The 14,389-nt window shown below is 70.7% G+C and carries 13 protein-coding genes; 6 read left to right on the top strand and 7 right to left on the bottom strand.

Translation table 11 applies throughout. The features are described 5' to 3' along the window. Positions 1-34 precede the first annotated feature (34 nt). Genes ACFVTX_RS06810 through ACFVTX_RS06800 form a run of 3 tightly spaced genes read left to right on the top strand, consistent with a single transcriptional unit; the run spans position 35 to position 3,166 of the window. Entirely contained in the window at positions 35-1,330 is a 1,296-nt protein-coding gene (locus ACFVTX_RS06810) for an ABC transporter substrate-binding protein (RefSeq protein WP_386898829.1), read from the top strand. Between the two features lie 34 nt (positions 1,331-1,364). Beyond that, positions 1,365-2,333 (top strand): carbohydrate ABC transporter permease, encoded by a 969-nt coding sequence (locus ACFVTX_RS06805; protein WP_386898828.1) that lies wholly within the window; start codon positions 1,365-1,367, stop codon positions 2,331-2,333. Further along, complete coding sequence (locus ACFVTX_RS06800) at positions 2,330-3,166, top strand: carbohydrate ABC transporter permease (protein WP_386898827.1); 837 nt, start codon at positions 2,330-2,332, stop codon at positions 3,164-3,166. Before ACFVTX_RS06805 ends, ACFVTX_RS06800 begins: the two co-directional genes overlap by 4 nt. Here ACFVTX_RS06800 and ACFVTX_RS06795 read toward each other — a convergent pair. The 6 genes from ACFVTX_RS06795 to ACFVTX_RS06770 all read right to left on the bottom strand — a co-directional run bounded on the left by ACFVTX_RS06795 (position 3,156) and on the right by ACFVTX_RS06770 (position 9,935). After that, positions 3,156-3,998 carry an amino acid ABC transporter ATP-binding protein gene (locus tag ACFVTX_RS06795; RefSeq protein ID WP_386898826.1) on the bottom strand — a complete coding sequence of 281 codons (843 nt, stop codon included), beginning with the start codon at positions 3,996-3,998 and terminating at the stop codon, positions 3,156-3,158. The two genes, ACFVTX_RS06800 and ACFVTX_RS06795, sit on opposite strands and share 11 nt — an antisense overlap. Further along, positions 3,985-4,647 carry an amino acid ABC transporter permease gene (locus tag ACFVTX_RS06790; protein WP_386898825.1) on the bottom strand — a complete coding sequence of 221 codons (663 nt, stop codon included), beginning with the start codon at positions 4,645-4,647 and terminating at the stop codon, positions 3,985-3,987. The genes ACFVTX_RS06795 and ACFVTX_RS06790 overlap by 14 nt, the downstream gene beginning before the upstream one ends. A gap of 117 nt (positions 4,648-4,764) precedes the next feature. Beyond that, on the bottom strand, positions 4,765-5,577 hold the full coding sequence (locus tag ACFVTX_RS06785) for an amino acid ABC transporter substrate-binding protein (protein ID WP_386898824.1): 813 nt from the start codon (positions 5,575-5,577) through the stop codon (positions 4,765-4,767). A gap of 236 nt (positions 5,578-5,813) precedes the next feature. Continuing rightward, entirely contained in the window at positions 5,814-7,325 is a 1,512-nt protein-coding gene (locus ACFVTX_RS06780) for an aldehyde dehydrogenase family protein (protein WP_386898823.1), read from the bottom strand. Positions 7,326-7,470: 145 nt separating this feature from the next. Beyond that, a complete protein-coding gene (locus ACFVTX_RS06775; RefSeq protein ID WP_386898822.1) occupies positions 7,471-8,667 on the bottom strand; it encodes an acyl-CoA dehydrogenase family protein in 1,197 nt (398 codons plus the stop codon). Between the two features lie 50 nt (positions 8,668-8,717). After that, on the bottom strand, positions 8,718-9,935 hold the full coding sequence (locus tag ACFVTX_RS06770) for a CaiB/BaiF CoA transferase family protein (protein WP_386898821.1): 1,218 nt from the start codon (positions 9,933-9,935) through the stop codon (positions 8,718-8,720). Between the two features lie 114 nt (positions 9,936-10,049). On the opposite strand from ACFVTX_RS06770, the gene ACFVTX_RS06765 reads away from it, so the two are divergent. The 3 genes from ACFVTX_RS06765 (at position 10,050) to ACFVTX_RS06755 (ending at position 13,105) form a co-directional block, all read left to right on the top strand. After that, on the top strand, positions 10,050-10,814 hold the full coding sequence (locus tag ACFVTX_RS06765; RefSeq protein WP_386898820.1) for a winged helix-turn-helix domain-containing protein: 765 nt from the start codon (positions 10,050-10,052) through the stop codon (positions 10,812-10,814). Then, positions 10,801-11,553, top strand: a complete 753-nt coding sequence (locus ACFVTX_RS06760; protein ID WP_386898819.1) for a hypothetical protein — start codon at positions 10,801-10,803, stop codon at positions 11,551-11,553. Before ACFVTX_RS06765 ends, ACFVTX_RS06760 begins: the two co-directional genes overlap by 14 nt. A 187-nt stretch (positions 11,554-11,740) precedes the next feature. After that, positions 11,741-13,105, top strand: coding sequence for an NAD-dependent succinate-semialdehyde dehydrogenase (locus ACFVTX_RS06755; protein ID WP_386898818.1), 1,365 nt, complete (start codon positions 11,741-11,743; stop codon positions 13,103-13,105). Positions 13,106-13,189: 84 nt separating this feature from the next. On the opposite strand, the gene ACFVTX_RS06750 is transcribed toward ACFVTX_RS06755, so the two are convergent. Continuing rightward, a complete protein-coding gene (locus ACFVTX_RS06750; RefSeq protein ID WP_386898817.1) occupies positions 13,190-14,338 on the bottom strand; it encodes a flavin-containing monooxygenase in 1,149 nt (382 codons plus the stop codon). Positions 14,339-14,389 lie beyond the last annotated feature (51 nt).

Raw genomic sequence — 14,389 nt, 5'->3', positions numbered from 1 at the left:
AAATCGATCGCACCCCCAAGAAATGAGGAGACGAATGGCGAACAGAAGAGTCATGACCGGGCTCGGCCTCGGCCTGGCGGCAACCCTCGCCCTCAGCGGATGCTCCGGCGCCGCCGACGACGGCACCGTCACCCTGCAGATGGTCGAGAGCCTGACCAACCCGGCGCGCACCGAACTGCTCGAGACGCTCATCGACGAGTTCGAGCAGGAGAATCCCGGCATCGAGGTGGAGCTGGTCTCGCCGCCCACCGACCAGGCCGACCAGAAGATCCAGCAGATGCTCCAGTCGGGCACTGGCGTCGACGTCCTCGAGGTCCGCGACCTCACCGTCGGCCCGTTCTCGACGAACGGGTGGCTGGCCGACATGGCCCCCGAGTTCGAGGGCTGGAAGGGGTGGGACGCCCTGACCGACAACGCGAAGAACGTCGCGACGGCCGGCGGCAAGACCTACTTCATGCCCTACGGCTTCTACGGCATCAGCCTCTTCACCCGCACCGACCTGGTGGAGCAGGCCGGGTTCGACGGCGCACCCGTGAGCTGGGAGGACCTGCTCGAGCAGGCCTCGGCGATCCAGGACCCCGAGGCGAACACCTACGGCTACGCGTTCCGCGGCGGGAAGAACGGCTACTCGAACGCCGCCCTCGTGATCGAGGCCTACGTCGCCGACGACCTCGACCTCGAGAACGCGTACCGCCTGAAGAACGGCGACTCGATGTTCTCGGCCCCCGAGGCGCTCGAGGCGATGGAGCTCTACCTCGACCTCTTCGAGCAGGCCTCCCCGCCGTCCTCGGTGGCCTGGGGCTACCCCGAGATGGTGGAGGGCTTCTCCAACGGCTCGACCGCGTTCCTGCTGCAGGACCCCGAGGTCATCGCGGCGGTCGAGCAGTCGACGGCCATCACCGGCGACCAGTGGACGACCGCTCCGATGCTCGTCGGACCGAGCGGCAAGGCGATCCAGCCGCTCGCCACCGCGGGCTGGGGCGTCGCCGAGGCGAGCGAGCACCGCGCGGAGTCGGCGAAGCTCATCCAGTTCCTCTCGGAGGGCGACGCCTCGATCCGCTTCACCGAGGGCAACAGCCTCGTCCCGATCCTGAACGGCGCCGACGAGGCGGAGTTCTACAAGACCGGCGCATGGGAGAGCTACCTCACCATGAACGAGAACCCCGAGACGTACATCACCGCCGTGCAGCCGCGCGGTGTGGCGTGGTGGACCGAGTGGGCCGACAAGGCCGACGCCGAACTGCAGCAGGTGCTCATCGGCCAGCTCACGGCCGAGGAGCTCCTGGCCGGCTGGGACGCCTACTGGACCGAGAAGTGGGCCGCCGAGTAGGGCGCCGAACCGACGACGACGGATGTCCCCCCAGATGACGACCCTCGAGGAGCGCCCGCCCGCACGGGCGGGCGCTCCCGCCCCGGCGGGCCCCGCTCCCGCGCCGCGCCGCCGCCGCACCTTCACGACGCGACGCGGACTCGTCGTGCTCGCATTCATGCTTCCCGCGGCGATCTTCGTCGGCGTGTTCATCTACTACCCGATGCTCGCCGGCAGCCAGATGGCGTTCCGCAACTGGAAGCTGAGCAACCTCACCGACACCTCGTGGGTCGGGCTGCAGAACTTCGCCACGATCTTCGCCGACCCCGCGTTCGGCGTGATCCTCGGCAACTCGGTGCTCTGGGTGGTGGCGTCGATCGTGCCGCAGCTCGTGATCGGGTTCGCGCTCGCCCTCTGGCTGCGCCGGAAGTTCCGCTTCCGCGGGGTCTACCAGGCGCTCATCTTCTTCCCGTGGGCGATCTCGGGCTTCCTCATCGGCATCCTCTTCCGCTGGATGTTCAACGGCGAGTTCGGGGTGATCAACGACCTCCTGATGAAGGCAGGCCTCATCGACCAGGGCATCCCGTGGCTGGCGCAGCCCGACACCGCGATGTTCGCGGTGATCATCGCGAACATCTGGTACGGCGTGACGTTCTTCGCGATCATGATCCTCGCCGCCCTGCAGTCCGTCCCGGACGAGCTCTTCGAAGCCGCCGCCCTCGACGGTGCGGGCAAGGTGCGCACGCTCTTCCAGATCACGATCCCGTACATCTCGACGACGCTCGCCTTGACCGTGCTGCTCCGCGTGATCTGGATCTTCAACTTCCCCGACATCATCTGGGCGATGACCGGCGGCGGCCCGGCCAACCAGACGCACATCATCACCACGTGGATGATCACGTTCACCCAGAAGGGCGACTACGGCGTGGCCTCGGCGCTCGGACTCATCGTCGTCGGCCTGCTGCTCGTCTTCTCGGCCTTCTACCTGATGGCCCTTCGCGGCAAGAAGGAGGTGTCGTCGTGATCGTCACGGAGAGCACGCCGGCGCGCATCGCCCGCATCGGCTTCCTCGGGCTCTGGCTCGTCATCACGATCTTCCCGCTGTACTGGATCGTCGTGACCTCGTTCAAGGCTCCGGGCGACATCTTCAGCTATCCGCTGCAGTACTGGCCCGCCGAGTTCTCGTTCGACAACTACGTGCAGTTGTTCGAGAAGGCCGACTTCGGGGTCTACGTCGTCAACAGCCTCGTCGTCTCCACCGCCGCGGCGACCGTCGCGACCCTGATCTCGCTGCTGTCGGCGTACGTGCTAGCCCGGTTCGAGTTCCGCAGCAAGACGGCGATCCTGATGGCGTTCCTCGTGACCCAGATGATCCCGGCCTTCATCGCCCTGGGGCCGCTCTACCTGCTCATGGTCGACCTCGGGCTCGTCGACGACCGCTTCGGCCTGATCCTCGTCTACGTGGCGGTGTGCATCCCGTTCTGCACGATCATGCTGCGCGGCTTCTTCGCGAACGTCCCCGACGCCCTCGAGGAGGCGGCGATGATCGACGGGTGCTCCCGGATCGGGGCACTGTTCCGGGTCATCGTCCCGGTGATGAAGCCCGGGATCGTGGCCGCGTTCATCTTCAACTTCGTCAACTGCTGGAACGAGCTGTTCCTGTCGGCGACGCTCATGAACAAGGACGAGAACAAGACGATCCCGACCGCGCTCAACGGCTTCATCACGAGCTTCAACATCGATTGGGGTTCGATGTCGGCGGCCGCCGTGCTGACGATCCTGCCGACGATGATCCTCTTCGCCTTCGCGAGCCGCTACATCGTGCAGGGCCTGACCGCGGGCGCGGTCAAGGGCTGACGTCGTCGTCGCCGCCCTCGAGGGGTCGCAGGATCCGATCGAGGAATCGCCGGGTGCGCTCGTGGGTCGGGTTCGTGAAGATCGCGCCGGGCGCCCCTCGTTCGACGACGACGCCGCCGTCCATGAAGAGGACCTCGTCGGCGGCCTGCCTCGCGAAGCCGAGTTCGTGGGTGACGACGACCATCGTCCAGCCCTCGTCGGCCAGTTCCTTGATGACCTGCAGGACCTCGCCCACGAGCTCGGGGTCGAGGGCGCTCGTCGGCTCGTCGAACAACAGCAGCTGCGGCTTCAGCGCGAGGGCGCGCACGATGCCGACGCGCTGCTGCTGGCCGCCCGAGAGCTCGAACGGGTAGGCGTCGCGCTTCTCGGCGAGGCCGACGCGATCGAGCAGGGCGGATGCCTCGGCCACGGCCCGCGCCTTCGGCACCTTCTGCACCCGGACCGGGCCTTCGATGACATTCTGCAGCACCGTCATGTGCGGGAAGAGGTTGTGCTGCTGGAACACCATCGCCGAACGGTCGCGCAGCGCGTAGCGCTCCTGCTTCGTGATGGGCTTCGCGAAGTCGAGCGAGGGCCCGCCGTCGATCGAGACGGTGCCCCCGTCGGGGGTCTCGAGGCCGTTGAGCGAGCGCAGCACGGTCGTCTTGCCCGAGCCGCTCGGACCGATGAGCACGACCACCTCGCCGCGGCGCACCTCGAGGTCGATCGAGCGGAGCACCTCGTTGTCGCCGAACGCCTTGCGGATGCCACGGGCTTCGAGCAGCACGCGGTCGTCGGGAGTGTCGGCGGGGGCGAGCGGGTCGGGCGGGCCGAGCGGATCAATGGGCGACATAGCGATCCAATCTCTTCTCGAGCAGGTTCTGCCCGCCCGAGAGCACGAGGCAGAAGAGCCAGTAGATGAGCGCCGCCTCGATGTAGATGAGCAGGAACTCCTGGCTGAACGCCGCGATCTGCTGCGCCACCCGGAACATCTCGGTCACGAGGATGAGCGAGGCGAGCGAGGTGTCCTTCACGAGGGAGATGAAGGTGTTCGACAGCGGCGGCACCGAGACGCGGGCCGCCTGCGGCAGGATCAGCCGGGTGAGCGTCGTGCCCGGCGACATGCCGATCGTGTAGCCGGCCTCCCACTGCCCCTTCGGCACCGAGAGGATCGCGGCGCGGATCACCTCGGCCGCGTACCCGCCGACGTTGAGCGAGAAGGCGATGATCGCGCTCGGCCACGGGTCGATCGTGATGCCGATCGAAGGCATGCCGTAGAAGATCACGAACAGCTGCACGAGCAGCGGCGTGCCGCGGATCACCGAGATGTAGAACCGCGCGATGCCGCGGAGCACGCGGTTGCGGCTGATGCGCATGAGCGCGACGCCGAGCGCGAGCACGAGACCGAGCGCGAACGAGGCGATCGCGAGCGGGATCGAGGCGCTGATGCCGCCCCAGAACAATGGCCAGAACGAATCGAGCACGAGTTGCCACTCGGTCATCGCCCCACCGCCTTCCGGAATACGGCGGATGCCGCGTCACCCCATGATTCCACTCGGGGCTGCTGCCCGTACGGAACCGGGGCGGAACGCGGCATCCGCCGGTCGATCAGGTGAGCGCTACTGCGAGACGTCCTCGCCGAAGTACTTCTCGCCGAGCTCGGCGAGCACACCCTCCTCGCGGAGTTCGGCGAGCGCCTCGTCGACGGCCTTCACGAGGGCGGTCTTGTCCTTCGTGAAGGTCAGCGCGCTCTTGCTCGGGTCGGTCTCGGCGGCGACGGCGAGCTTCGCGTCGGGCGTCTGCTTGATGTAGTCGAGGTAGGTGAGCTTGTCGTTCACGGTCGCGTCGACGCGGCCCTGCTCGAGGAGGGCGACGGCCTGCGCCCAGCCCTCGACGGCCTCGACGTTCGCACCCGCGTCGACGGCGAGCTGGTAGAAGTTGCTCGTGAGCGACTGCGCGGTGGTCTTGCCCGCGAGGTCGTCGAAGCTCGTGATCGAGGTGTCGCCCTCGTTCACGACGACGACGCTCGGCGACACCGTGTACGGCGTCGAGAAGAGGTAGCTCTCTTCGCGCTCGGGGTTGATCGAGACCTGGTTCGCGATGACGTCGAAGCGGCCCGCGTCGAGGCCCGCGAAGATCGCGTCCCACTGGGTCTCCTCGAACGCGATCTCGAGGCCGAGCTTCTCGGCGACCGCCTCGGCGACCTCGACGTCGTAGCCGATGAGCTCGCCCGCGCCGCCTTCGTGGTACGTGAAGGGCTTGTAGGTGCCCTCGGTCGCGACGGTCAGGGTGCCGGCCTTCACGAGGCCGAACTCGTTGTCGCCGGATGCCTCGGCGCCCGAGTCGTTCGCGGTGCCCGACGAGCACGCGGCGAGCGCGACGACGGCGAGGGAGGCGGCGGCGAGACCGAGCAGGGTGCGGGCGCGAGACATGAGGGGCTCCGTTCGTGGGGAGGGGTGCGGCCGCGGGTACGCGACGACGATGGGGTCGAGTCCATCACGACCCGGCCGCATGGTGAAACGGCATTACCCCGCGTTGCATTCCCGATCCCCACCGTTGGTTGAGGAGCGCCCGACGCAGTCGGACGCGTCTCGAAACCCGAGAAACGCGGGTCACCCGGTTTCGAGACGCGTCGCCGCTCCGCGTCGGCGCTCCTCAACCAGCGGAATCAACCCAGGCGCAGCACCCCGTCTTCGCGGCGGGGCACGCCGAGGGGGTTGCCGTCGGCGAGCTCGGCCGGAAGCACCTCGGCGGGTGCATCCTGCCAGGCGACGGGCGTGAGCCACCGCCGGATCGCGGTCGCGCCGACGGAGGTGTGCACCGAGGCGGTCGAGGCGGGCCAGCCGCCGCCGTGGTGCTGGCCCCAGGCGATGGCGACGCCGGTCGGCCAGCCGTTGAAGACGATGCGGCCCGCGATGGGTTCGAGTTTCGCAGCGAGCTCGGCGACGTCTTCGCCGGGCGCATGGTGGATCGTCGCCGTGAGCGAGCCCTCGAGTGCGGCGAGCGCGGCGTCGAGCCCCTTGTCGTCGGCGTACTTGACGAGCAGGGTCAGCGGGCCGAAGCACTCCTCGAGGAAGGCCTCGCGGGCCGCGACGAACGCCGAGGTCCCGGTCGCGACGACGACCGGCGCGGCCACGTCGCCCGCGCGCTCGCCCCCGAAGACGAGTTCGACGTCGGCGCGTTCGGCGAGCTCGACCGAGCCGCGGTCGAACGCGGCGGCGATGCCGTCGGTGAGCAGACGCTGCGGGGATGCCCCGGCGAGCGCCTCGACGAGCGCCGCCTCGAAGCCGGCGCCCTCTGGCACGAACACGATGCCGGGCTTCGTGCAGTACTGGCCGCCGTCGCGCGTGAACGAGCCCGCGAGACCCGCCGCGATGCCGGCAGCGCCGTCGGCGCCGCCGATCGCCCCGCGCGTCACGACGACCGGGTTCAGCGAGCCGAGCTCGCCGTAGAACGGGATCGGCTCGGGCCGCGCGTTCGCGAGGTCGAACAGCGCGCGCCCGCCGCGGGTCGAGCCGGTGAAGCCGACCGCGGTCACCGCCGGGTGCTGCACGAGCGCGATGCCGGCCTCCATGCCCTCGACGAGCTGCAGCGCGCCGGCGGGGCCGCCGGCGGCGGCGAGGGCCGCCTGCGCCACCTCGGTGATGCGCCGCGAGAGCCGCGGGTGCCCGGGGTGCGCCTTCACGACGACGGGACAGCCCGCCGCGAGCGCCGATGCGGTGTCGCCGCCGAGCACCGAGAACGCGAACGGGAAGTTCGACGCGGCGAACACGCCCACCACGCCGAGCGGACGCAGCATCCTGCGCAGCGACGGTCGGGGCGGCACGAGCGAGGGGTCGGGCGAGTCGATCGTCGCCTCGAGGTACGAGCCCTCGGCGATGACGCCGGCGAAGAAGCGCAGCTGCGTCGCCGTGCGGGTGACCTCGCCGTCCAGGCGCGCCGCCGAGAGGTGCGTCTCCTCCTCGGCGAGGGCGACGAGTTCGTCGCGGTGCGCCTCGACGGCCTCGGCGATCGCGACGAGCCACTCGCCGCGCTCGGCACGGCTCGAGCGCGCGAGACCGGATGCCCCGGCGAGCCTCACGGCGAGCTCGACGCTCGCCGCGTCGGTGAGTCGGACTCGGTCGTCGCCGGGCAGGGACCGCTCGTCGCGCGGGGCGATGCCCGTGGCATCCGTGTTCATCGCTTCTCGTCTCTCTCGTCGAAGGTGTGATCGCTGGTTGAGGAGCACGCGTCTCGAAACCCGGTGACCGGATCTCGAGAACGCCTCACCCGGTTTCGAGACGCGTCGCCGCTCCGCGTCGGCGCTCCTCGACCAGCATGGCGCGTCAGAACGCGTTCAGCCCAGTGAGCTCGCGCCCGAGGATGAGCTGGTGGATCTCGTCGGTGCCCTCGTAGGTGCGCACCGACTCGAGGTTCGCGGCGTGACGCATGACGGGCCACGCGTTCGTGATGCCGTCGCCCGCGAGGATGGCCCGCGCCTCGTGCGCGATCGCGAGCGCCTCGCGCACGCTGTTGAGCTTGCCGACCGAGATCTGGGCGGGCGTCAGCTTGCCCGCCTCCTTCAGCCGACCGAGGTGCAGGGCGAGCAGGATGCCCTTCTCGACCTCGAGGAACATGTCGGCGAGCTTCGCCTGGATGAGCTGGTTCGCGCCGATCGGCTTGCCGAACACCTCGCGCGACGTCGAGCGCTCGATCGCGGCCTCGAGGCACGAGCGTGCGGCGCCCATCGCGCCCCACACGATGCCGTAGCGGGCCTCGTTCAGGCAGCCGAACGGGCCGCTGAGACCGCGGGCGCCGGGCAGGATCGCGTCGCCGTCGACGCGGACGCCGTCGAGCTCGATGTCGCACTGCACCGAGGCGCGCATCGAGAGCTTGCCGTCGATCGGCGTCGCCGTGAAGCCGGGCGTCGACGTCGGCACGAGGAAGCCGCGCACGGCGCTGCCGCCCTCGCCGAAGGCGCCCGAGGGGTCGTCGACCTTCGCCCAGACGACGGCGACGTCGGCGAGCGAGGCGAGGCCGATCCAGCGCTTCGCACCGTCGATGACCCAGCCGTCGCCGTCGCGGCGCGCGGTCGTCGTCATGCCGGCGGGGTCGCTGCCGCCCTGCGGCTCGGTCAGCGCGAAGCAGCCGATGAGGTCGCCCGCGGCCATGCCGGGCAGCCACCGGTTCTTCTGCTCCTCGGAGCCGTACTTGTGGATCGCGCTCATCGCGAGCGAGCCCTGCACCGACACGAAGGTGCGCCAGCCCGAGTCGGCCGCCTCGAGCTCGAGGCAGACGAGGCCGTACGAGACGGCGCCGGCCCCGGCGCATCCGTAGCCCTTGAGGTGCATGCCGAGGAACCCGAGGTCGCCGAGCTCCTTCACGAACTCGCGGCGGAAGTGCTTCTGCTCGAAGTCCTCCTCGATGACGGGCAGCAGGCGCTCCTGCGCGAAGGTGCGGGCCTTCTGCTGCCAGGCGCGCTCCTCCTCGCCGAGGAGGGCGTCGAAGTCGAAGACCTGGTCGATGCTCGGGGCGGTGGTCATGCTCGGGGTCCTTTCGATGGGGCTGTGGTCGGTGGTCGGCTGCGCCGGATTCACGGGGCGGATGCCACGGGGTGCCAGTCGGCGCCCGCGTGCTCGTCGAGCCGTGGCGGCGGGGTCAGGTACTCGGCGCGGGCCGAGGAGAGGCGGATGGGGTTCGCCACGGTGCGGCTGCCGTCGACCTCGGCGACGGGCTCGAGCCCGAGCGACTCGGCGAAGGCGAGCGCCTCGGCGACGTCGTTGACGAGCCCGGCGGGCACGCCGGCCGCGCTGAAGCGTTCGGCCCACGCGGCGGCGCGATCGCGGGCGAGGGCGCCTTCGATCTCGGCGCGGAGGTGGTCGCGGTGCGCGACCCTGGCCTCGTTCGTCGCGTAGCGCTCGTCGTCGGCGAGCGCGGGGATGCCGAGGGCCGCGGTGAGCGCACGGAACTGCTTGTCGTTGCCGACGGCGATCACGAGGTCGCGGTCGGCGGCCGGGAACACGGCGTAGGGGGCGATCGACGGGTGCTGGTTGCCGAGGCGGCGCGGCGCGCTGCCGGTGACGAGCGTCGAGGCGGCCTGGTTGGTGAGCGCCGAGAGCAGGCTCTGCATGAGGTTGATCTCGACGTGCGCGCCCTGGCCGGTGCGGTCGCGGTCGCGCAGGGCGAGCAGGATGCCGGCGAGCGCGTTCTGCGCGCACAGCACGTCGACGAGGGCGACGCCGGCCTTCGAGGGTTCGCCCTCGGGTTCGCCGGTGATCGACATGAGCCCGCCGACGGCCTGCACGAGGAGGTCGTAGCCGGCGAGCGCGGCACCCTCCCCCGCGCCGAAGCCGGTGATCGAGCAGTAGACGATGCCCGGGTTCGCGGCGCGCACGGCGCTGTAGTCGAGGCCGAAGCGGCCCATCACGCCGGGGCGGAAGTTCTCGATCACGACGTCGGCAGTGGCGACGAGTCGACGCGCCTCCGCCCGGCCCGCCTCGCTCGCGAGGTCGAGTGCGACGGAACGCTTGTTTCGGTTGACGCTGCCGAAGTAGGTGGCGGTGCCGTTGGCGTCGACCGGCGGCTTCCAGTGGCGGGTGTCGTCGCCCGCGGGCGGCTCGATCTTGATGACGTCGGCGCCGTAGTCGGCGAGCATCATCGTCGCGTAGGGGCCGGCGAGCACGCGTGAGAAATCGGCGACGCGGAGGCCCTCGAGCACGCGCCGGGGCGCGTCGCCGTGTGCACCGCCGGCCACCTCGTCGGGCACGGCTCCGGGCGCTGCGGCACTCGTCGTGTCGGGTCGCTCGTGCATGGTCATCCGCCTTCGCATGTGTCGGCCGATCGGCCGCCGTCCATTCATCCTATAGTGAATCTTTTTTACGCGCGCTGCCACTCGCGCCGCTCGCCCTCGGCTATCGTGAACCCCATGGAATCGAGGGTGGGCCCCGGCGCGCGCGAAGCCGTGTTCGCCCAGCTCGCCGACGCGGGCCGCGCCGAGCAGGTCGCGCAGCGCCTCATCGACGGCATCGTGCTCGGAGTCCTCGACCCCGGCGAGCGCCTCCCGAGCGAGCCCGAGCTCGCCCGTCGTTTCGGCGTCGCCCTCATCACCGTGCGCGAGGGGCTCGGCATCCTCCGCGAGGCCGGACTCGTCGAGACCCGCCGCGGTCGCGACGGCGGCAGCTTCGTCGTGCACGACGACGCCGAGCACCGCACACTGCTCACCGCCCGGCTCCGCGGGCTCGCCCAGGTCGAGCTCAGCGACATGGCCGTCTACTTCGGCGCGATCCTCGCGGGTGCCGCCGAACGCGCCGCCGAACGCGCGAGCGACCCCGAGGCGAGCCGCCTCGCGGCCTGGCTCGACGCCGCCGACTTCGGCACCGCGGCGAGCGCCCGCACCAACCAGGGCGGCTTCTTCCTCGAACTCGCGGTGCTCAGCCAGTCGGCCCGCCTCGTGCGCGAGCAGATCCGGCTGCAGGCCGAGTTCGGACCGCTGCTCCTCATCGGCCTCGACGACGCCGAGGCGCGCACCGCCGCCGCCGCGGCCGACCGGCGCATCGTGCGCGCGGTCACGACCCATCGGCCGGCGCGCGCCCGCGAGGCGGCCGGCGAGCTCGTCACGGCGCTCGCCGCGAGCCTGCTCGCCGCGAAGGCCCGAGTCGAACGCGGAGGCGGTCTCGATGACCACGAGTGAACCCACCGCCCCCGTCGACGCGGTCGCGGCCGCCGTCGGCGAGGTCTTCGCGCGCGTCTTCGACCAGCTCGCCGCGTGGCGCACCCCGGTCGAAGAACTCATCGCCCGCGCGACGATCGGCGGCGAGGTGCGCCCCGCCGAACTCGACCAGGCCGTCGCCGAACTCGTCATCCCCCGCCTCGTCGAGCCCGATGCGCTGCTCGTCGGTGCCGGATTCATCGCCGACGGCGAGATCGTGCGGGGCCGCGAGGTGCACTTCGCCTGGTGGCTCGGCCCCCTCGACGACAACCCCGTGCTCGGATCGACCGACGGTCCCACCCGCCTCGACCTCTCGACCCGCGGCTACACCGAGTACCTGCGCGACTTCCGCGCACTCGAGTGGTACCGGATCCCTGCGACGACCCGCCACGCGCACGTCACCGGCCCGTTCGTCGACCACCTCTGCACGTGCGACTACATCCTCACTCTCACGATGCCCGTGCACGGCGCGGGCGGCGAACGCATGGTCGGCGTCGTCGGCGCCGACGTCGCCGTGCGCCGGCTCGAACGCGAGCTGCTCGCCCGGTTCCTCGAGGTCGAGACGCCCCTCGCGCTCGTGAACGCCGACGGCCGGGTCGTCGTCTCGACCGAGCCGGCACTGCAGGTCGGGCAACTGGCGGATGCCACGGCCGCGACCTCGGTCGCCTGCCCGGGCACGCCGTTCCGCATCGTCGTCGACCCCGTGGCATCCGCTCGCTGACGACGTCGCGCCGGCCTGCCCGGCCGCGAACCCGTGCAACCCCTGTGCACGGGTCGAGAAGAATCATCCGTTGTTATATCTTTGACGGACGAGCGTATGCACCGCGGCAGACGACCCCGTCGAACGGCACGGCCGTCGACACCTCTCCGGCCGAGCTGGCGTGCGTGCACCCGAGAAGGAGAACCCCATGCCCTATGCCGTCATCAACCCCGCCACCGGCGAGACGCTGAAGAGCTACGACACGATCACCGACGAGGCCCTGCAGGCGGCGATCGCCTCGGCCGACGAGGCCCACCGCGGCTGGTCGAAGCAGACGACCGTCGCCGAGCGCGCCGCCCTCGTCCGCCGCGTCGCCGAGCTCCACAACGAGCGCGTCGACGAGCTCGCCGACATCATCGTCCGCGAGATGGGCAAGCCGCGCGAGCAGGCCGTCGGCGAGGTCGAGTTCTCGGCCGCGATCTACGAGTACTACGCCGACCACGCCGAGTCGCTCCTGAAGGACGAGCAGATCGACCTGCTCGCGGGCGAGGGTTCGGCCCTCATCCGCCGCTCGTCGCTCGGGGTGCTCCTCGGCATCATGCCGTGGAACTTCCCGTACTACCAGGTCGCCCGCTTCGCCGGCCCGAACCTCATCATCGGCAACACGATCCTGCTCAAGCACGCCGAGCAGTGCCCCGAGTCGGCCGCCGCGATCGAGCAGATCTTCCTCGACGCCGGCTTCCCGGTGGGCGCGTACGTCAACCTCTACGCCTCGCACGCGCAGATCGAGACCGTCATCGCCGACCGCCGCGTGCAGGGCGTCTCGCTCACCGGCTCCGAGCGCGCCGGCGCGATCATCGCCGAGACCGCGGGCCGCTACCTGAAGAAGGTCGTGCTCGAGCTCGGCGGCTCCGACCCCTTCATCCTGCTCTCGACCGACGACCTCGACGCCACCGTCGACTCCGCCGTGTTCGCCCGCGTCGACAACAACGGCCAGGCCTGCAACGCCGCGAAGCGCTTCATCGTCGTGGAAGACCTGTACGACTCGTTCCTCGAGAAGTTCACCGCGAAGATGAACGCCGTCGAAGAGGGCGACCCCGCCGCCGACGGCACCGCCCTCGGCCCGCTCTCCTCGGCGAAGGCCGCCGAGGGGCTCGCCGAGCAGGTCGAGCGCGCCGTCGCGCAGGGCGCGACCCTGCACTCGGGCGGCAAGAAGAACGGCAACTACTACTCGGCGACGATCCTCACCGACGTGCAGCCCGGCTCCGACGCGTTCCACGAGGAGTTCTTCGGCCCGGTCGCGCAGGTCTTCAAGGTCGCCGACGAGCAGGCCGCGATCGAGCTCGCGAACGACACCCCGTTCGGGCTCGGCTCGTACGTCTTCACGACCGACTCCGAGCAGGCGCTCCGCGTCGCCGACCGCATCGAGGCCGGCATGGTCTTCGTGAACGTGGTGGGCGCCGACGGCGCCGAGCTGCCCTTCGGCGGCGTGAAGCGCTCGGGCTCGGGTCGCGAGCTCGGCCGCTTCGGCGCCGACGAGTTCGTCAACAAGAAGATGATCCGCATCGGCTGATCGCGGGTCGCTCTCGCGTTCACGATCGGATGCCCCGGGGTTCGCCCCGGGGCATCCGTCGTCTCCGGCGGGATCCGCGCCCGGTCATCCCCGCGCGCCGACCCCGCTCGTCGTCCTCCCGACCCCAGCCGCGTCGGGCGCCTCGACCCGGCGCATGCGCCGCGCGAGATACGCGGCATCACGCGGCATGCCGGGCAGCGTCGCCGACACGATCGCGTACATGAGGTCGAGCCCCACGGCGTACAGCCCCGGGGTGCCGCCGACCACGCCGCGGGTCTGCCGCAGCCGGCCGTCGTCGTCGAACACCGGCAGGTCGATGAAGCGCAGGTCGTCGCGATACCCGGTGCACCAGATGACGTCGGCGACGTCGAGTGCGCGCCCGTCGACGACCGGCATGCCGCCCTCGACCCCGGTGACGCGACCGGCACGCGAGACCCCGGCCTCCTCGAGCTCGGCGAGGCGGGTCCGGATGAGCGGGGTCGCGCTCTTCGCGGCCGTCGGCAGCACCCGCCGCCCGATCGGCGTGCCGAAGTTCAGCACATGCACGCCGGCGAACCTGATGAGCGGCAGGCCGAAGCGGGCGAGTGCGCGACCGTGGCGGAACGGGAGCTCCCCGCCCGGCGTGCCGGCCACGGTGGTCGGGTGGGTGCGGCTCACCTCGAGCGCGATCTCCGCCCCCGAATTGCCGAGACCGACGACGAGCACCGGTCCCGCGCGCAGCTCGTGCGGGTTCCGGTAGTCCTCCGAGTGCAGCTGCCGCACCGACGCGTCGAGCTGCCCGGCGAACGCCGGCACCCGCGGAACCTGGTGGCCGCCCGCGGCGATCACGACGTTCCGCGCGGTCCAGCTCCGTTCACCGGCCTCCACGACGAAGCGACCGTCGATCCGACCGACCCGGTCGACCCGGATTCCGGTCAGCACGGGCAGCTCGAATCGAGCGGCGTACGCCTCGAGGTAGTCGGCCATCTCGTCCTTCGTCGGAAAGGCGAGGCGGTCGCCGGGGAAGGGCATCCCGGGCAGCCCGTCGTACTTCGCCGGGGTGAAGAGGCGAAGCGAGTCCCAGCGCTGCCGCCAGGCGTCACCGACGCGGTCGTGCGCATCGAGGATCAGGATGTCCCGGTGCAGGCGCCGTGCGAGATGGAATCCGATGGTGAGCCCGGCCTGCCCTCCACCGACGACGACGGTGTCGAACTCGTGGTCGGGTCCGTCCGAATACTGCTGTGCGTGGTCCATGCTCGGCACGGTACGAGGCGCCGACGGGCGTCGCATCGGCGAAATCCCCCA

It is taken from the genome of Agromyces sp. NPDC058136 (genome assembly GCF_042884375.1).
In the GTDB taxonomy this organism is placed as follows: Bacteria; Actinomycetota; Actinomycetes; order Actinomycetales; family Microbacteriaceae; genus Agromyces.
Note: the sequence above shows the minus strand (reverse complement) of the source record. Positions and strands in the feature narration are given on the sequence as shown.